18 protein-coding genes are annotated in these 14,605 nt (G+C 69.1%); 13 read left to right on the top strand and 5 right to left on the bottom strand.

Annotated elements, in window-relative coordinates; genetic code table 11:
- Positions 1-43: 43 nt before the first annotated feature.
- The 3 genes from AC1RIF_RS04655 to AC1RIF_RS04645 all read right to left on the bottom strand — a co-directional run bounded on the left by AC1RIF_RS04655 (position 44) and on the right by AC1RIF_RS04645 (position 1,591).
- Positions 44-391 (bottom strand): hypothetical protein, encoded by a 348-nt coding sequence (locus AC1RIF_RS04655; RefSeq protein WP_492600220.1) that lies wholly within the window; start codon positions 389-391, stop codon positions 44-46.
- 110 nt (positions 392-501) lie between these two features.
- Positions 502-930 carry a hypothetical protein gene (locus tag AC1RIF_RS04650; RefSeq protein WP_492600219.1) on the bottom strand — a complete coding sequence of 143 codons (429 nt, stop codon included), beginning with the start codon at positions 928-930 and terminating at the stop codon, positions 502-504.
- A gap of 259 nt (positions 931-1,189) precedes the next feature.
- Positions 1,190-1,591, bottom strand: coding sequence for a hypothetical protein (locus AC1RIF_RS04645; RefSeq protein WP_492600218.1), 402 nt, complete (start codon positions 1,589-1,591; stop codon positions 1,190-1,192).
- 145 nt (positions 1,592-1,736) lie between these two features.
- Between AC1RIF_RS04645 and AC1RIF_RS04640 the strand changes: the two genes are divergently transcribed.
- A complete protein-coding gene (locus AC1RIF_RS04640; RefSeq protein WP_492600217.1) occupies positions 1,737-2,039 on the top strand; it encodes a hypothetical protein in 303 nt (100 codons plus the stop codon).
- A gap of 137 nt (positions 2,040-2,176) precedes the next feature.
- Here the strand turns inward: AC1RIF_RS04640 and AC1RIF_RS04635 are convergent, their stop codons facing one another.
- Entirely contained in the window at positions 2,177-2,467 is a 291-nt protein-coding gene (locus AC1RIF_RS04635) for a hypothetical protein (RefSeq protein WP_492600216.1), read from the bottom strand.
- A 101-nt stretch (positions 2,468-2,568) separates the two neighbouring features.
- Here AC1RIF_RS04635 and AC1RIF_RS04630 point away from each other — a divergent pair, with 101 nt between their 5' ends.
- The 6 genes from AC1RIF_RS04630 (at position 2,569) to AC1RIF_RS04605 (ending at position 6,446) form a co-directional block, all read left to right on the top strand.
- A complete protein-coding gene (locus tag AC1RIF_RS04630) occupies positions 2,569-3,240 on the top strand; it encodes a DNA alkylation repair protein (RefSeq protein WP_492600215.1) in 672 nt (223 codons plus the stop codon).
- A gap of 194 nt (positions 3,241-3,434) precedes the next feature.
- Entirely contained in the window at positions 3,435-3,980 is a 546-nt protein-coding gene (locus tag AC1RIF_RS04625; protein ID WP_492600214.1) for a hypothetical protein, read from the top strand.
- 65 nt (positions 3,981-4,045) lie between these two features.
- A complete protein-coding gene (locus tag AC1RIF_RS04620) occupies positions 4,046-4,480 on the top strand; it encodes a helix-turn-helix transcriptional regulator (RefSeq protein ID WP_492600213.1) in 435 nt (144 codons plus the stop codon).
- A 20-nt stretch (positions 4,481-4,500) separates the two neighbouring features.
- Positions 4,501-4,911 carry a VOC family protein gene (locus AC1RIF_RS04615; RefSeq protein WP_492600212.1) on the top strand — a complete coding sequence of 137 codons (411 nt, stop codon included), beginning with the start codon at positions 4,501-4,503 and terminating at the stop codon, positions 4,909-4,911.
- Between the two features lie 61 nt (positions 4,912-4,972).
- Positions 4,973-5,761, top strand: coding sequence for a VOC family protein (locus AC1RIF_RS04610; protein WP_492600211.1), 789 nt, complete (start codon positions 4,973-4,975; stop codon positions 5,759-5,761).
- Positions 5,762-5,825: 64 nt separating this feature from the next.
- The gene (locus AC1RIF_RS04605; RefSeq protein ID WP_492600210.1) at positions 5,826-6,446 is read left to right on the top strand and encodes a hypothetical protein; all 621 of its coding nucleotides are present in this window, start codon (positions 5,826-5,828) and stop codon (positions 6,444-6,446) included.
- 72 nt (positions 6,447-6,518) lie between these two features.
- Here the strand turns inward: AC1RIF_RS04605 and AC1RIF_RS04600 are convergent, their stop codons facing one another.
- Positions 6,519-7,169, bottom strand: coding sequence for a hypothetical protein (locus AC1RIF_RS04600; RefSeq protein WP_492600209.1), 651 nt, complete (start codon positions 7,167-7,169; stop codon positions 6,519-6,521).
- A gap of 201 nt (positions 7,170-7,370) precedes the next feature.
- Here AC1RIF_RS04600 and AC1RIF_RS04595 point away from each other — a divergent pair, with 201 nt between their 5' ends.
- The 6 genes from AC1RIF_RS04595 (at position 7,371) to AC1RIF_RS04570 (ending at position 14,514) form a co-directional block, all read left to right on the top strand.
- The gene (locus AC1RIF_RS04595) at positions 7,371-7,865 is read left to right on the top strand and encodes an FxsA family protein (protein WP_492600208.1); all 495 of its coding nucleotides are present in this window, start codon (positions 7,371-7,373) and stop codon (positions 7,863-7,865) included.
- An 18-nt stretch (positions 7,866-7,883) separates the two neighbouring features.
- Complete coding sequence (locus tag AC1RIF_RS04590) at positions 7,884-9,491, top strand: amidohydrolase (RefSeq protein WP_492600207.1); 1,608 nt, start codon at positions 7,884-7,886, stop codon at positions 9,489-9,491.
- Complete coding sequence (gene lnt / locus AC1RIF_RS04585) at positions 9,481-11,217, top strand: apolipoprotein N-acyltransferase (RefSeq protein ID WP_492600206.1); 1,737 nt, start codon at positions 9,481-9,483, stop codon at positions 11,215-11,217. Before AC1RIF_RS04590 ends, lnt begins: the two co-directional genes overlap by 11 nt.
- Complete coding sequence (locus AC1RIF_RS04580) at positions 11,144-11,926, top strand: polyprenol monophosphomannose synthase (protein ID WP_492600205.1); 783 nt, start codon at positions 11,144-11,146, stop codon at positions 11,924-11,926. Before lnt ends, AC1RIF_RS04580 begins: the two co-directional genes overlap by 74 nt.
- Positions 11,927-12,004: 78 nt before the next feature.
- Positions 12,005-14,131: an oxidoreductase gene (locus AC1RIF_RS04575; protein WP_492600204.1), complete on the top strand. Its 2,127-nt coding sequence runs from the start codon at positions 12,005-12,007 to the stop codon at positions 14,129-14,131.
- 158 nt (positions 14,132-14,289) lie between these two features.
- Entirely contained in the window at positions 14,290-14,514 is a 225-nt protein-coding gene (locus AC1RIF_RS04570; RefSeq protein ID WP_492600203.1) for an MbtH family protein, read from the top strand.
- The last annotated feature ends 91 nt before the right edge of the window (positions 14,515-14,605 follow it).

The following is a 14,605-nucleotide window of genomic DNA, read 5'->3' as shown; positions in this document are numbered from 1 at the left end:
GGTGACGACACGTCCCGTTCTTGTGGCCGGCATTGCCGGCCGGTCAGGGTTGTTCGGCTTCTTTGGCGCGGTAGCCGAGCCAGATCCAGAGGGCTGATGCTGCTGCGATCAGGCCGGTGATGGCGATCGCTGATGGTCCCCATTCGACGATGAGATCGGAGGTATGGAAGCCTGTCGCTGGGTATGTCAGTTCGCATCGGGAGGCGACGAGGACGACCCAGACCTTGCTGGAGATCGCGGGGGTTGCCACTGCGCTGTCGGCGCCGGGCGCGAATGCCGAGGGTGGGGTCGGCTGTGAGATGCACACTTCGATGGGGGCGTTGATGAAGAACGCGGCGATGTAGACGGTGAGTCCGGCGGCGATGCCGAAGAGCGCGAGCGCTTTGCGCATGTGGTGGTGCCCCCCTTGTTGGCTGCCAGCTGTGACCGTATCAAGTGCTGAGCGAATCAACCTGACGTGAGCTGGGGTGATGACCGGCCCATTCGGTGCCGGCGGATGGGTTACGTGTCGTCGGTGAGTTGGTGGGTGACACCGTTTTGGAGGTCGTGGGCGGTGAAGGACTGTGGTGTGAACGTGTTGAGAGTGAGGTCGTATCGGGGCTGGTTTGCGGGGACGGCGTCGAACTGGGCTGTGTAGGTGCAGATGGTTGTCCCGTCGGGTTCTTGATTGATGGTGTCGAGATGCAGTGGTGCTGTTGTTGTGGTGGTGGCGGTGCCGCTGGTGATGACGGCGATGTCGTTCGGGGCGACGTGAGTGTGTCCGATGGTGCATTCGCCAGTGTCGGCTGAGGCGTGGTCTGCGCTGCCGGTGAACACGACTGTGGCACTGAAGGTGTCGGGTACGTCGATGTTGCTGGCGCAGCTGCTGAGTGGCACTGTGGCCACCGTTGCGAGCAGAGCCGCGGCGATGCGGCCTTGTTTCTGGATCATGGACAGCCACGATAGGGAATCGGGACGTGTGGACCTGGGGGATCCGCTCGCGGCCCTGTCCGAGGGGGTTCACCGGTGTCGAGCGGGAGGGGATCACAGTCCGAATCCTCGAGGACGACGCGGCAGCCCCGAGGTTCGACTCGATCTGATGCGGGTGGAGCCCCGGCCCGAAGGATCCGGGACGGGGCTCCACCGTCAGTGCCGCCGATCGTGTTCGCGCTGCTCGGCTCGGCCCCCATGCCCTGGTCGGGGGTGGGGCCTAGCGCTGTGAGCGCTTGTTCACGGTGCTGACGATTGTGGGTCCGGCGGTGGCGAAGGTGGCTGTTCCTGCTGCGAGGAGGATGCCGATTGCTGTGGCTCGGCGGGGGAGTCCCCGGCGGCCGGCTCCGGCTACGACTCCCGCATCGAAGACGTCCATGATGATGCCTGCCCTGAGTGTTGCGCGTCGGACTGCGTTGTCTGGGTGCAGTGCGGCGGCGCCGATGATGATGTCGCGGATTCCGAAGGCTTTGATCCAGATTCCGTGGTCTGCTCCTGGGTACTGGACGCCGAGTGCTTTGTGGACGCGCTTTGGGGCGAGTGCGGTCGTGGCGCCCCAGAGGATTCGTCCGATGCCTATTGCGGCGAGTACGCGTCTCTCGGCTAGCTCAGTTGTCGTCATGGCGTGCTGACCCTCCCCTTCGTCGGCGGACTCGTGTTGCAGTCAACCTATCGGCGGCATGCTCTCGGTTCTCCTGTTTCTGGAAAGGCGCCGTGAACTGGGGTGATGGCATATCTCGGTGTGGGTGGGGCCGTAGTGTGGCTGTGTGCGGTGGGTGCGGGCTGGTGTTGGTGTGTTGGTGGGGGCGGTGTTGTGGGCGTTGGCGTTTGTGGTGTCGTCGCCGCAGATGCTGTGTTCGGGCAGTGAGCCGTCGTTTGTTCCGGGAGGGTATTTCGAGGTTCGTCGGGTGTTGTTTTTGCCGGTGGCACGGTGCACGTCGGGGGTGATCGGTGAGTCGTTGTCGTATTCGGAGGTGGTAGTGGATTGGGCGGCGCTGATGTTGGTTGTGCTTGGTGTCGCTCTTGCGGCGGTGGCGGTGCTGGCGTTCAGGCGGGGACGCGTCGAGTGAGCTGATCGTGCGTGTGGCTGGCCCTCACATCGACGGCGGGTGTGAGGGCTTTTCATGGCGTGAGCTGGACTGATGGCATGTCCCGTCTGGGGCCAGCACTGGGGGCCGGCGGGTTGTGGGTGGGTCGATCGGGGTGGTCATGGTTGCGGGTTGTGGGGTGTTCGCGGGGGTGGGCTGTAGCGGCCTGAGTTGGCGATGTTTCCGGCGTATACGAGCAGCGCGAGTATCGGGACCATGGTTACGGTGGGCCTGATCCAGAATGGGAGGTGTACTCCGGTGGCGGTGATGCCGGCCAGGCACGTGACCGTGAGGATGATGAGGGTGATCAGGACGCCGATCCATTCGAGGTTCGCGATGAGCTTGGTGTCGAACTCGTTCCTGTTCTCGGGCTGTGCCCAGTAATTCGGCGCCCGATGGTATATCCCCAAGACCCCCGACCGCGCGCTCAATCTGACGTAGACGGTCGCCGGCCCGGGCAACCGACTTCCGTCGTAGGTTGAACCTGGACCGTGACGGACAGGAGGCCGAGGTGGCAGAGACGACGGTGGACGAGGTGCTGGCCGAGCTGGCCGCGCTCGAGGACCCGAAGATCCGCGCGGTGAACGAGAGACACGGTGACGATCACGGTGTGAATCTGGGCAAACTGCGCGCGGTCGCGAAACGCCTGAAGACACAGCAGGAACTCGCACGCGAGCTCTGGGGGACCGACGACACCGCGGCGATGCTGTTGGCGATCCTGATCTGCCGCCCGAAGACGTTCGAGCGTGACGAGTTGGACGTCATGCTGCGCGAGGCGCGTACCCCGAAGGTGCACGACTGGATCGTGAACTACGTCGTGAAGAAGAACCCGCACTCCGAAGAGCTGCGCCTGACCTGGGTTGTCGACCCGGATCCCGTGGTCGCGAGTGCAGGCTGGGCGCTGACGACCGAACGGGTGGCGAAGAAGCCGGAGGGTCTGGACCTCGCCGGACTGCTCGACGTCATCGAGGCGGAGATGAAGGACGCCCCGGACCGCCTGCAGTGGGCGATGAACCACTGCCTGGCCCAGATCGGGATCGAGCACGCCGAGTTCCGCGCCCGCGCCATCGACATCGGCGAGCGTCTGCGGGTGCTCGAGGACTACCCGACACCCCCGAACTGCACATCTCCGTTCGCGCCCGCCTGGATTGCCGAGATGGTGCGCCGACAGGGCGAGAAGTAGTTGCACCGTGACCGCGCGCCGGTCGGTCACGGTGCCCGCAATCCGGGACCGTGAACTGAGCCGTACGGCCCCGAATGTGGTTGTGTGACCACAGTTCAGGCCGTAGGTGAGGTAACGAATCGTGTCAGGTCGCGATATCTCCAGAGCGCGGCGACGTCTCGGTTCCCGCGGTCTCGGATCCAGGGGGAGTGATCATGAGCAAGCAGTTGATTCGTCGCGGCGGCGCCGCGGCACTTACCGCAGTCGGACTGGGCACTGCGGTGGCGGCCGGCGGAGGCGCGGTCGCGAACGCCCAGCCCATGCCGCCGACGTCGACGACCATGACCTGCGGGAGCGCGAATCCGCTCTTCTGGGCGCCGGCGTTCACCTGGACCGTTCACGCCTCGTCGGGCGAGTCGCTCCGCCCCGGCGGCACCGCGCTGGAGCCGTCGATCCTGCTCAGCGGCGGCAACGAACTACCCGCGCCGCCCGCCGGTCTACTGCCCAGCTTCGGCCCGAACTGGTACGGCACGCGGGTGTCGGTCGACTGGCACAACACCACGACGGGAGCCTCCGGCCGCAGTGTCAGCGAGGAGACGGCCTGGCAGCAGAAGCCCGGGATCCCGATCAACCGCACCTGGACGGGAACCGGAACGGTGTCGTTCACCATCACCGTCGAGACCGGTGCGGGATGGCGGTTCATCAACCCGCAGAACGCCATCTGTCAGGGGACGATCTCCGTGGTGCCCGGACGGCCGTAGCGGGGTGGATGCGCGCGGGCGACGAAGCTGAGCGAGCGCCGTCGCGTCATGGAACGATGCTGCGTATGGGATCTGGACGTAGCGAGGCGCAACGGTTGCGCGACATCGTCGCGATGCGCCGCGTCCGCGACCGGATCGACCGTGAGTACGCCGAGCCACTGAACGTCGAGGCGTTGGCTCGCGGGGCACACATGTCCGTCGGACACCTCAGTCGGGAGTTCCGCCGCGTCTACGGTGAGTCCCCGTACTCGTATCTGATGACCCGGCGGATCGAGCGGGCGATGACGCTGCTGCGCCGCGGAGACCTCAGTGTCACCGAGGTGTGCTTCGCGGTGGGCTCGTCGTCGCTGGGCACCTTCAGCACCAGATTCACGGAGTTGGTCGGCGTGCCGCCGAGCGTCTACCGGCGCGACCATTCCCAAGCCGGGGCGGGGATCCCGCCGTGTCTGGCCAAGCAGGTGACCAGACCGGTCAGGAATCGAGAAGCGCGCGACCGGTAGGTCTGCCTAGCGTGGTGGACATGAACATCACCATTCACTACGCCTTCCTCCCGCACACCGACGCCGAGGCCGCACTGGGCTTCTATCGCGACATCCTGGGCTTCGAGGTCCGCAAGGACGTCGGCTACGAAGACATGCGCTGGATCACCGTCGGGCCGGTCGGCCAGCCCGGCACGTCCATCGTGCTGCACCCGCCCGCCGCCGATCCGGGCGTCACCGACGAGGAGCGCCGCACGATTCTGGAGCTCATCGCCAAGGGCGCATACACCGCCGTCACCCTCGCCACCGACGACCTCGACGGGCTCTTCGACCGCCTCCAGGCGGCCGGCGCAGATGTGGTCCAGGAACCCATCGACCAGGACTACGGCGTCCGTGACTGCGCGTTCCGCGATCCGGCCGGCAACCTCATCCGCGTCAACCAACTCACCTGAGCGGACCGTACGGATCCGGCCTCACGTCGACCGAGCCCAGACAACACCAAGGAGACACCCGATGGCGCTCTCTCTCGACATCATCACTATCGGTGCACCGCAGGTGGACGCCGCACAAGCCTTCTACGCGTCCGCCTTCTCGTCCCCGTTCATCGGCGACGGTCACACCGCCCGCCTGGACCTGCACGGCACCGGACAGCTCGCCCTGCACGAGGTCGCCGCCGAGTCCGGTACGACCCCGGTGATCTCCGGTTTCCGGGGCTACGTCCTGTCCGCCATCGTCGATCGGCCCGCCGAGGTCAGGGCCCTGCTCGACGCCGCCACTGCGCGCGGTGCCACGGTCGTCAAACCGGCGAGGAAAGCACTGTTCGGCGAGTTCGCCGCGGTCTATCGGGCGCCCGACGGCACCGTGTGGAAGCTGGCCGCCGCATCGAAGAAGGACACCGACGTCGTCCCCGACCCGCCGAAACCGATCGAGACCGCGGTCTTCCTCGGCGTCGCGAAACCGAAGGCGTCCAAGATGTTCTACGAGGCGCTGGGCATGTCTGCCGACCGCGACTACGGGGACAAGTTCGTCGACTTCACCATCGCCGGCGGCGCGTGCCGGTTGGGTCTGCTGCCACGCAAGGCCCTCGCGAAGGACGTCGGTGTCGACGACCGAGGGGACAGAGGCGCGCTCGTGCTCACCCACACCGCCGGCTCCCGTGACGACGTCGACGCCCTGCTCGCCGCCGCGGACTCCGCCGGTGGCCGGGTCGTCGCCGCAGCAACCACGACCGACCGGGGCGACTACGGCGGCCGCTTCACCGACCCCGACGGCTATCACTGGAGCATCACCGCACCGGCCTGACCGCGCGTGTCCGGTTCCGAAGCAGTTCATCTCGATCGGGGGATGCGCGGCTAGGGTGTCGGGCATGACGGGGGAGTCGAGTTCGCGCGCGTCGATGGTGGCGGCGGTCGCAATGATCGGGGCGTTGGCCGGGTGTGCCACCACGGGGGAAGGGTCTGCGGCCGCCGACAGGTTCGCCCCTGCCGAAGGCGGTCGCGCCCTTCACCTGCCGGACGTGGAAGTGTCCGACGGCTCGTGGCTCGAGCTCGGGGCGTCCTGGTCCGGCCGGGCGTCCTTGCCGCAGAACGGAGTCACCACGTGCCGGCACTACAGCAGCCCGCTCGAGGACCGCGACAGCTGGGGCTACGAGGTGACCACGAGCGACTTCTCGGACTACGACGGCGGCGGTGAGTCTCCAGGGCGGGACTTCTCCATCCGGGCGAGTCTGGACATTGGATCGGGGGACGGCGACGAGCGGACGAACGCGGTGTCGATCGCCTTCTCCGGCCCGGACGGCGTGCACTACAGGCTTGCGGGTACCACCGGCGACGGCCTGCGGGTGGCGTTCAGCGAGGACCGCACGGCCCTGACCTTCACGATCAACGGCCTGGCGACCAGTATCGATCGTGATCCGGTCTGGACCGCGGCGGCCGGATCGATTCGATGCGACACGGTCGAGGAGGTCGTCACCGGCCGCGTCTCGTGAGGTGTGCGACTGCGTTCGTGAAGGAGTCCCGACGGTTACCGTCGGGACTCCTTCACGAACGATCGGAGCGGGTCAGGCCGTGAACTGGCCGACCGTGCCGAGGGCGGTGCAGGTGGTGCCGGACTCGTACGTCACCTGGCCGAAGAGCGCGGCGAGGACGGTGCCCTCACCGGTGTCGACCGTCTTCGACAGCGTCGGCACGTTCAGGATCGTGTCGTCGAGCGGCTCGACTCCACCCTGCATCGTCGTCACGTTGAACCACGCCACCTGCAGCCCCGATTCCTTGGGGACGGCGAGATGCGCGGGCACCGCCTGGAAGCGCAGGTTGCCGCGCTCGATCCAGGGCGGCAGCGGGAAGTTCGGTCCGGCCTGCGCGCTCGCGACGGTGACCGTCATCGGGTTTCCGGCGACCCCGCATCCGAAGGTCGGCGCCGGGAACAGGAAGTCCTTCGCCGCGGTGGCGCCGACCTCCTGACCGGTCGCGCCTTCGATGAGCTCGGTGACACCGGGGGTGCCGAGCAGTCCACCGAGGAGATCGGTCGCCTGGGGCGCGTTCTTGGTGAACTGCTCGAGCAGGCCCTGCAGGGGCGGGGGAGCGGGTGCCGTCGGAGCGGCGGTCGCGACGCCCGAGAACACGACGGCCCCGGCGGCCGCACCCGCGACGGCGACGGACAGGCGGGTGAACAATCGGCGAGTGGTGCTGCGGCCGAAGCGACGAGACATATGAACTCCTCCCAGGGGACCGGCCCTCCCAGCCGATCGGTACCGGTACTCGACCACGCGAGAAGTCTCTACGTCAACTTCAGGGTTAGACCGTTACGCGATCGAATCCCGGCGCGTGGGAGCATTTCGGTGCGCTCGCTCGTTGAGCAGACAGAACATCCCGCCACACACCCGGCGGGCGCCCCACCGAGAGGATCCACCATGATCGCGCCCCTGTTCCTTCTCTACGCCTTGGTGGAGGTCGGAGTCCTCATCTGGGTCGGCAGCATGATCGGCGTCCTGTGGACGGTGCTGTTGCTGATCGCCGGATCCGCGGTGGGCATGGTGCTGGTCAGGTCGCAGTGGCGCGTGGTGATGGACGGCTTCCGCCGGGCCACCCGCGGCGAGGCCTCGCCGACGGGCGCGGTCGCGGACGGCGCGATGGTCGCGGCCGGTTCGGTGCTGATGTTCGTGCCGGGCCTGGTGACGTCCGTCCTGGGCCTGCTGATGCTGCTGCCGCCCACGCGGTGGGCGCTACGACCGGTGGCCGTCCTGCTGGCGGGCAAGCGAGCCAACGTGACGCTGGCCGGTGTCGAGTTCGCGTCCCGGGCGCAGGGACGACGCGGCGGGGGGACGGTGATCGACGGTGAGGTCGTCGACGTGTACCCGGACGTGTACCCCGACACCCCGACCCAGGGACCTCGTGCGCTGCCGTAACAGGCAGACTGGACGTCCGTGAGCACCCAACTCTTGGTCGACGGCCGCATCTACAGTCCCAGCGCCCCCGACGCGACCGCGATGGCGGTCACCGACGGCATCGTCGTCTGGATCGGTGAGGACCGTCCGGGCCGCGCCCTGCATCCCGACGCCGAGGTGATCGAACTCGACGGCGCGTTCGTCACCCCCGGTTTCGTCGACACCCACGTCCACGTCACCGCCCTAGGCCTGCAGTTGACGGGCCTCGATCTCAGCGGTGCCAGCAGCAAGGCCGAATGCCTCGACCTGGTGCGCGGATTCGCGCGCGAGCACGACGGCGCGGTGATCTGGGGACACGGCTGGGACGACAGCCGGTGGCCCGATGCCGCGCCGACGACCGCCGAGCTCGACGCCGCCGCCCCGGGCCGGGCGGTGTACCTCACCCGGATCGACGCGCACTCCGCGTTGTGTTCGACCGCGCTGCGCGCCGCGGTGCCCGACCTCGCGTCGGCGGCCGGCTACACACCCGATGCCGCCGTCACCGGCGACGCCCACCACCTGGTCCGTGCCCGGGCCCGGGCCCTGCTCACCGCGCCGCAGCGGGCGGCCGCGCGCGTCGCGGCGCTCGGCCACTTCGCCGCGCAGGGCGTCGTCGCTGTCCACGAGTGCGGCGGCCCCGACGTCGGTGGTCTCGACGACTTCCGGGAACTGCTCGCGCTCGAGCACGGCGTCGAGGTCCGCGGCTACTGGGGTGAGGCGGTCGCTTCCCCCGAGGCCGCGGCCGACCTGCTGGCCCGGACCGGCGCACACGCGCTCGGTGGTGACCTGTTCATCGACGGCGCGCTCGGCTCCCGCACCGCCGCGCTGCTCGAGCCCTACACCGACTGCCCCGCCCACACGACGAACCCGCGGGGCAACAGCTATCTCGACGTCGACGCGGTGGCCGCGCACATCCGCGCGTGCACGCTCGCCGGGATCCAGGCCGGTTTCCACGTGATCGGGGACGGCGCGGTCGCGACCGCGGTCGCGGCGTTCGAGAACGTCGCCGCCGAGCTGGGCGGGCCCGCGCTCGCGGCCCGCGGACACCGCCTCGAGCACCTCGAGATGGTCACCCCCGAGCAGGCGGCCCTCCTCGGCGGGTGGGGTGTGATCGCCAGCATGCAGCCGGTGTTCGACGCGCTGTGGGGCGGTGCCGACGGCATGTACGCGCAGCGACTCGGCGCCGAGCGCGCGCTGCGGATGAACCCGTTCGCACCCATCGCCTCGACCGGGATGTCGCTGGCGTTCGGCTCGGACGCCCCGGTGACCCCGGTCGACCCGTGGGCGATGCTCCGCGCCGCGGTCCACCACCGCACGCCGGGCAGCGGGGTGTCGCCGCGCGCGGCGTTCTCCGCCGCGACGCGGGGCGCGTGGCGGGCCGGCGGCGTCCGCGACGGTCTGGCCGGCACGCTCACCCCGGGCGCGCCGGCGTCGTACGTGGTGTGGGACGCCGACGAACTCGTCGTCTCCGCGCCGAAGGACTCGGTGCAGCGCTGGTCGACCGATCCACGCTCGCGGGTGCCGGCACTGCCGCGCCTCGAGGACGGCGCGCGCACCCCGGTGTGCATGCGTTCGGTGCACCGCGGGGTCACCGTCCATGGCGCGTGACCGCACCGCCCTGACCGCGCCCCTGCGCGACTGCGTGCTCGCGGTCGCGTCCGGGCTGCTGTTGTTCGCGAGTTTCCCGCCGCGCCCGCTGTGGTTCCTGGCCCCGATCGGTATCGCCCTGCTGGTGGCGGTTCTCACCGGCTACGGACGCGGGGGACGCACCCTGCGCGCCGGATTCGGGTACGGCTACCTCGCCGGGCTGGGGTTCCTGGTGCCGCTGCTGCCGTGGATCGGCGAGTACGTGGGGCCGCTGCCGTGGCTGGCACTGTCCGCGGCGGAGTCGGTGTTCATCGGCCTGTTCGGGCTCGGCACCGTCCTCGTCCACCGGATGCGCGGACCCGTGTGGGTCGTCGCGCTGTCGGTCGCGGCGGTGTGGAGCCTCACCGAGTGGCTGCGTTCGTCGGTTCCGTTCGGCGGATTCCCCTGGGGCAAGCTCGCGTTCGGTCAGCCCGACGGCTGGCTGCTGCCGCTGGCCGCGCTCGGCGGGGCGCCGCTGCTCAGCTTCGGGGTCGCCCTCACCGGCACCGGTCTCGCGGCGCTGGCGTTGGTCGCCACCCGGAACCCCCGGAACCCCCGGAACCCCCGGAACCTCAGCCCGCGGGTACTCGCGGGACCGCTCGTGGTGGCGGTGTCCGCATCGGCGGTCGCCCTCGCGGCCGTGCCGTACGTCCACGCGGACAGCGACGGGAACCGCACCATCACTGTGGCCGCGATCCAGGGCAGTGTGCCGAGGCTGGGCCTCGAGTTCAACGCGCAGCGCCGCGCGGTCCTCGACAACCACGTCCGTCGCACCCTCGAACTGGCCGACGACGTGGCCGCCGGCCGCGCACCGCAGCCAGACCTGGTGGTCTGGCCGGAGAACGCGTCGGACATTGACCCGCTCCGCAACACGGACGCCGCCGAGGGGATCACCGCCGCCTCGGCGGCGGTCGGTGCACCGATCCTCGTCGGCGCGGTACTCGTCAACGCCGACGGCACCACCACCAATTCGGTGATCGTGTGGGACGGGACGCGGGGTCCCGGCGAGCGGCACGACAAGCGGATCATCCAGCCGTTCGGCGAGTACCTGCCGTACCGGGAGTTCTTCCGGCTGTTCTCGTCGTACGCCGATCAGGCCGGCAATTTCGTCCCCGGTCAGGGCAACGGCATGGTCACCGCCGGCGGCATCGACGTCGGCGTCGCGACCTGTTACGAGGTTGCGTTCGACCGGGCGCTCACCGAATCGGTGCGCAGCGGCGCGGAGCTGATCGCGGTGCCGACCAACAACGCCACGTTCGGCGACACCGAGATGACCTACCAACAGCTGGCGATGTCCCGGGTTCGCGCCGTCGAGCACCGACGTGACGTGGTGGTCGCCGCGACCAGCGGGGTGAGCGCGATCATCGCGGCGGACGGTTCGGTGGAGCAGGAGTCGGACCTCTTCGTGCCCGCGGCCCTGGTGTCGGAGGTCTCACTGCGCACCGGTACTACGCTGGCTACTCGGCTCGGACCGATTCCGGAGGTTCTCCTGTGTCTCGGTGGCGCGGTCGCCCTCGTGTTCGCTGCCGCGCGCAGCCGACGGGGCGACGGACCGGCCGGCGGGACCACGCAGACCGACTGCGACGTACAGGACACACAGAAGGCACCGGCCACGGCCGGCAGGGAGGATCTCGATGTCAGCGGGGACGCCGAACGGGGACAACACGCGACCGAGCGCACGGACCCTGGTGGTCGTTCCGACGTATGACGAGCGCGAGAACCTGCCGCTGATCATCGGCCGGCTGCACGCGGCGCGGCCCGCGACGGACGTCCTCGTCGTCGACGACGGCAGCCCGGACGGGACCGGCGTCCTCGCCGACGAGCTGGCCGCAGCCGACGACGCGGGCCGCATCCACGTGATGCACCGCACCGAGAAGAACGGTCTCGGCGCCGCCTACATCGCCGGCTTCCGGTGGGGTCTCGACCGCGACTACACCGTGCTGGTCGAGATGGACGCCGACGGCAGTCACGCGCCCGAGCAGCTGCACCGGCTGCTCGACCGGGTCGACGGCGGCGCCGACCTGGTGCTGGGCTCGCGATACGTGCCCGGCGGAACGGTCGTGAACTGGCCCAAGCACCGCGAGTGGCTCTCCCGGGGCGGCAACATCTACTCGCGTCTCGCGCTCGGCGTGCGGATCCAGGACATCACCGGCGGCTACCGTGCCTACCGCCGCGAGGTGCTCGAGGCGCTGGATCTGGCCGCCGTCGAATCGCACGGGTACTGCTTCCAGGTCGACCTCGCGTGGCGGGCGATCAACCAGGGGTTCGTCGTCACCGAGGTGCCGATCACGTTCACCGAGCGGGAGATCGGCGAGTCGAAGATGAGCGGCAACATCGTCCGGGAGGCGCTGCTCAAGGTCACCCGGTGGGGTTTGGACAAGCGCGTCGGCCAGGTGAAGGCGCTGCTCGGGCGCTAGCCCGGGGCGGCGGTCCACCGAGTCCCGCTGAGCGGGAAGCCGCCACAAGAGGTTGCCGTCGCGAAATACCTTCTGCTGGTGACGATCCGAAACCAGACGTTCCCGCACCTGCTCGCTCCCGGCAAGATCGGGCCCATCACGCTGGACAATCGGGTTGTCCTTCCCGCGATGGACATGAATCTCTGCGAGGACGGCGAGATCCACCAGGGCGACATCGACCACTTCGCGGCCCGCGCCGAGGGCGGGACCGGGATGATCATCACGGGCTGCTGCGCCGTCGCGTACCCGGCGGGCTGTACGAGCCGGAAGGAGCCGGGCCTGTCCGAGGACCGGTTCATCCCCGGCCTCAAGGCTCTCGCCGACGCGGTCCACGAGGCCGGCAGCAAACTGTGCGTGCAGATGACGCACCACGGCAAGGTCGCCCGGATCGACACCCTCGACGGCCGCCCGCAGTTGGTGGCGTCCATTCCGAAGCCTCCCGGCGACATGAGCGCCATGGTCGACTGCACCCCCGCGGAGCTCGGGAAGATGGCCGCCATCCAGGAGGGCAAGAAGGCCACCTACCGCGAGGCCACCCGCGAGGACCTCGAGTGGCTGGTCCGGATGTTCGCCGAGGCGGCGGGCCGCGTGAAGGCTGCGGGTGGCGACGCCGTCGAGATCCACGCCGCCCACAACTACGTGCTCGGCGGCTTCCTGAGCCGCTACTCGAACCAGCGCACCGACGAATACGGCGGATCGCTGGAGAACCGGGCGCGGTTGTCGTGCGAGGTGATCCGCGCGGTCAAGGACGAGGTCGGTGACGGCCTTGCCGTGATAGTGCGTCTGGCCGGCCAGGAGTACGGCGAGTCCGACGGCCTGACGCCCGACGAGGCCGCTCGTGCCGCCGCCATGTTCGAGCAGGCCGGCGCGGACGCGATTCACGTCACCGGTACCGCGCTGAACGCGTTCGCGAACTTCACCGACGGCCCACTGCCCGACACGGTCGGCTACTACACCGACAACGCCGCGGTCGTGAAGCGCGCGGTGTCGATTCCGGTCATCACCGTCGGCCGGATGCTTCCCGAGGTCGGCGAGAAGATGATCTCCGAGGGCCGGACCGACTTCGTCGCGATGGGCCGCCAGCTGCTGGCCGACCCGGAACTGGTGAACAAGCTGAAGGCCGGACGGACCCAGCAGGTCCGCCCGTGCATCAACTGTTACGTGTGCGTGCAGGAGAACTTCTGGGACGACACTCCGCTGTGTGCGGTCAATCCGACGCTCGGCAACGAGACCCTGCTGCCGTTCCCGGCCGTCGAGGCCCGCAAGCATGTCGTCGTCGTCGGCTCCGGTCCGGGCGGGCTCGAATCCGCGCGTGTCGCGGCCGAGCGGGGGCATCGGGTGACCGTGCTGGAGAAGACCGACCGGATCGGCGGCACGATGTGGTTCTCCACGCTGACCACACCGGACAACGGACGCCTGCTCGACTGGCTCACCCACGAGGTGACGCGACTGGGCGTCACCGTCCGGCTGAACACCACCGCCACCGCCGAAGCGATCCGCGCACTGGCACCCGACACGGTCGTCGTCGCGACCGGTGCGGTCCGCGAACGTCCGAGCGTGCCGGGCGGCAATCTGCCGCACGTCCACACCGGCGACACGATGCGCGCCCTGATGACCGGGTCCGGCGACGTGTCCGACCAGTCGCCGTTCCTCCGCGTCATGGGTCGACTGGCCGCGCTCACCGGCATCACCAAGAGTCCCGACAAGATCCGCGACCTGAGCCGCAAGTTCCTCAAGTTCCTTCCGATGAGCAGGAACGTCGTTGTCGTCGGCGGCTCCCTCGTCGGTCTCGAGCTCGCCGAGTTCATGGCCGAGCGGGGCAGCCGCGTGACGCTGATCGAGGAGGGTGGCCAGCTCGGGGTGCCGATGGCGATGCCGCGCCGCTGGACGGCCGTCAAGCATGCCCGCGAGGTCGGGGTCAACATCCACCGCAACGCGACCCTGAAGCGCATCACCCGCAGGACCGTCGAGTTCACCGCGGGCGGGGAGACCCTGTCCGTGCCGGCGTCGATGGTCATCGTCGCGACCGGTGTCTCGGCGGCAGCACCGCTGGCCGACGAACTGTCGCGCACCGGTGTCGACGTGCACGTCGTCGGTGACGCCGGCGCGGTCGACTACATCGAGGGCGCGATGCACTCGGCGTGGAAGGTCGCCGCCGCCATCTGACCCGGATTCTCTCCGTCCGGCCCCTGGCCCGTCCGCGCCCCACGGCGCGGGCGGGCTATCACGTTTTGGGCTTAGCATGGTGTAACAGCCCCGGTGTGTCGCTCGATCTAAATAATGGTGTGCATCACTCTTCGTCGAAACGATCGAGAGGTGTAGTGGTGACCAACCCGTTTGACGACCACGATGCGAAGTTCCTGGTGCTGGTGAACGAGGACAACCAGCATTCGCTCTGGCCCGCGTTCGCCGACGTTCCCGTCGGCTGGGCCGTAGCGCACGGGAAGGACACCCGCCGCGCCTGTGTCGACTACATCGACACCAACTGGACCGACCTGAGGCCGGGCACTCTGCTCGCCGCGCGGGAGCATGATTCGTCGCTCGACTAGGTGCCCCGACGGGTGCCTGCGAGCCCCTCGATCCGACCCCCGAAAGGGGCGCACGGACGAATCGGACCGAAGGGGCATTTTTGCCTATCTA

The organism is Prescottella sp. GW823-FHT02E09 (genome assembly GCF_058797375.1).
This window is presented reverse-complemented; position numbering and strand designations above follow the sequence as displayed.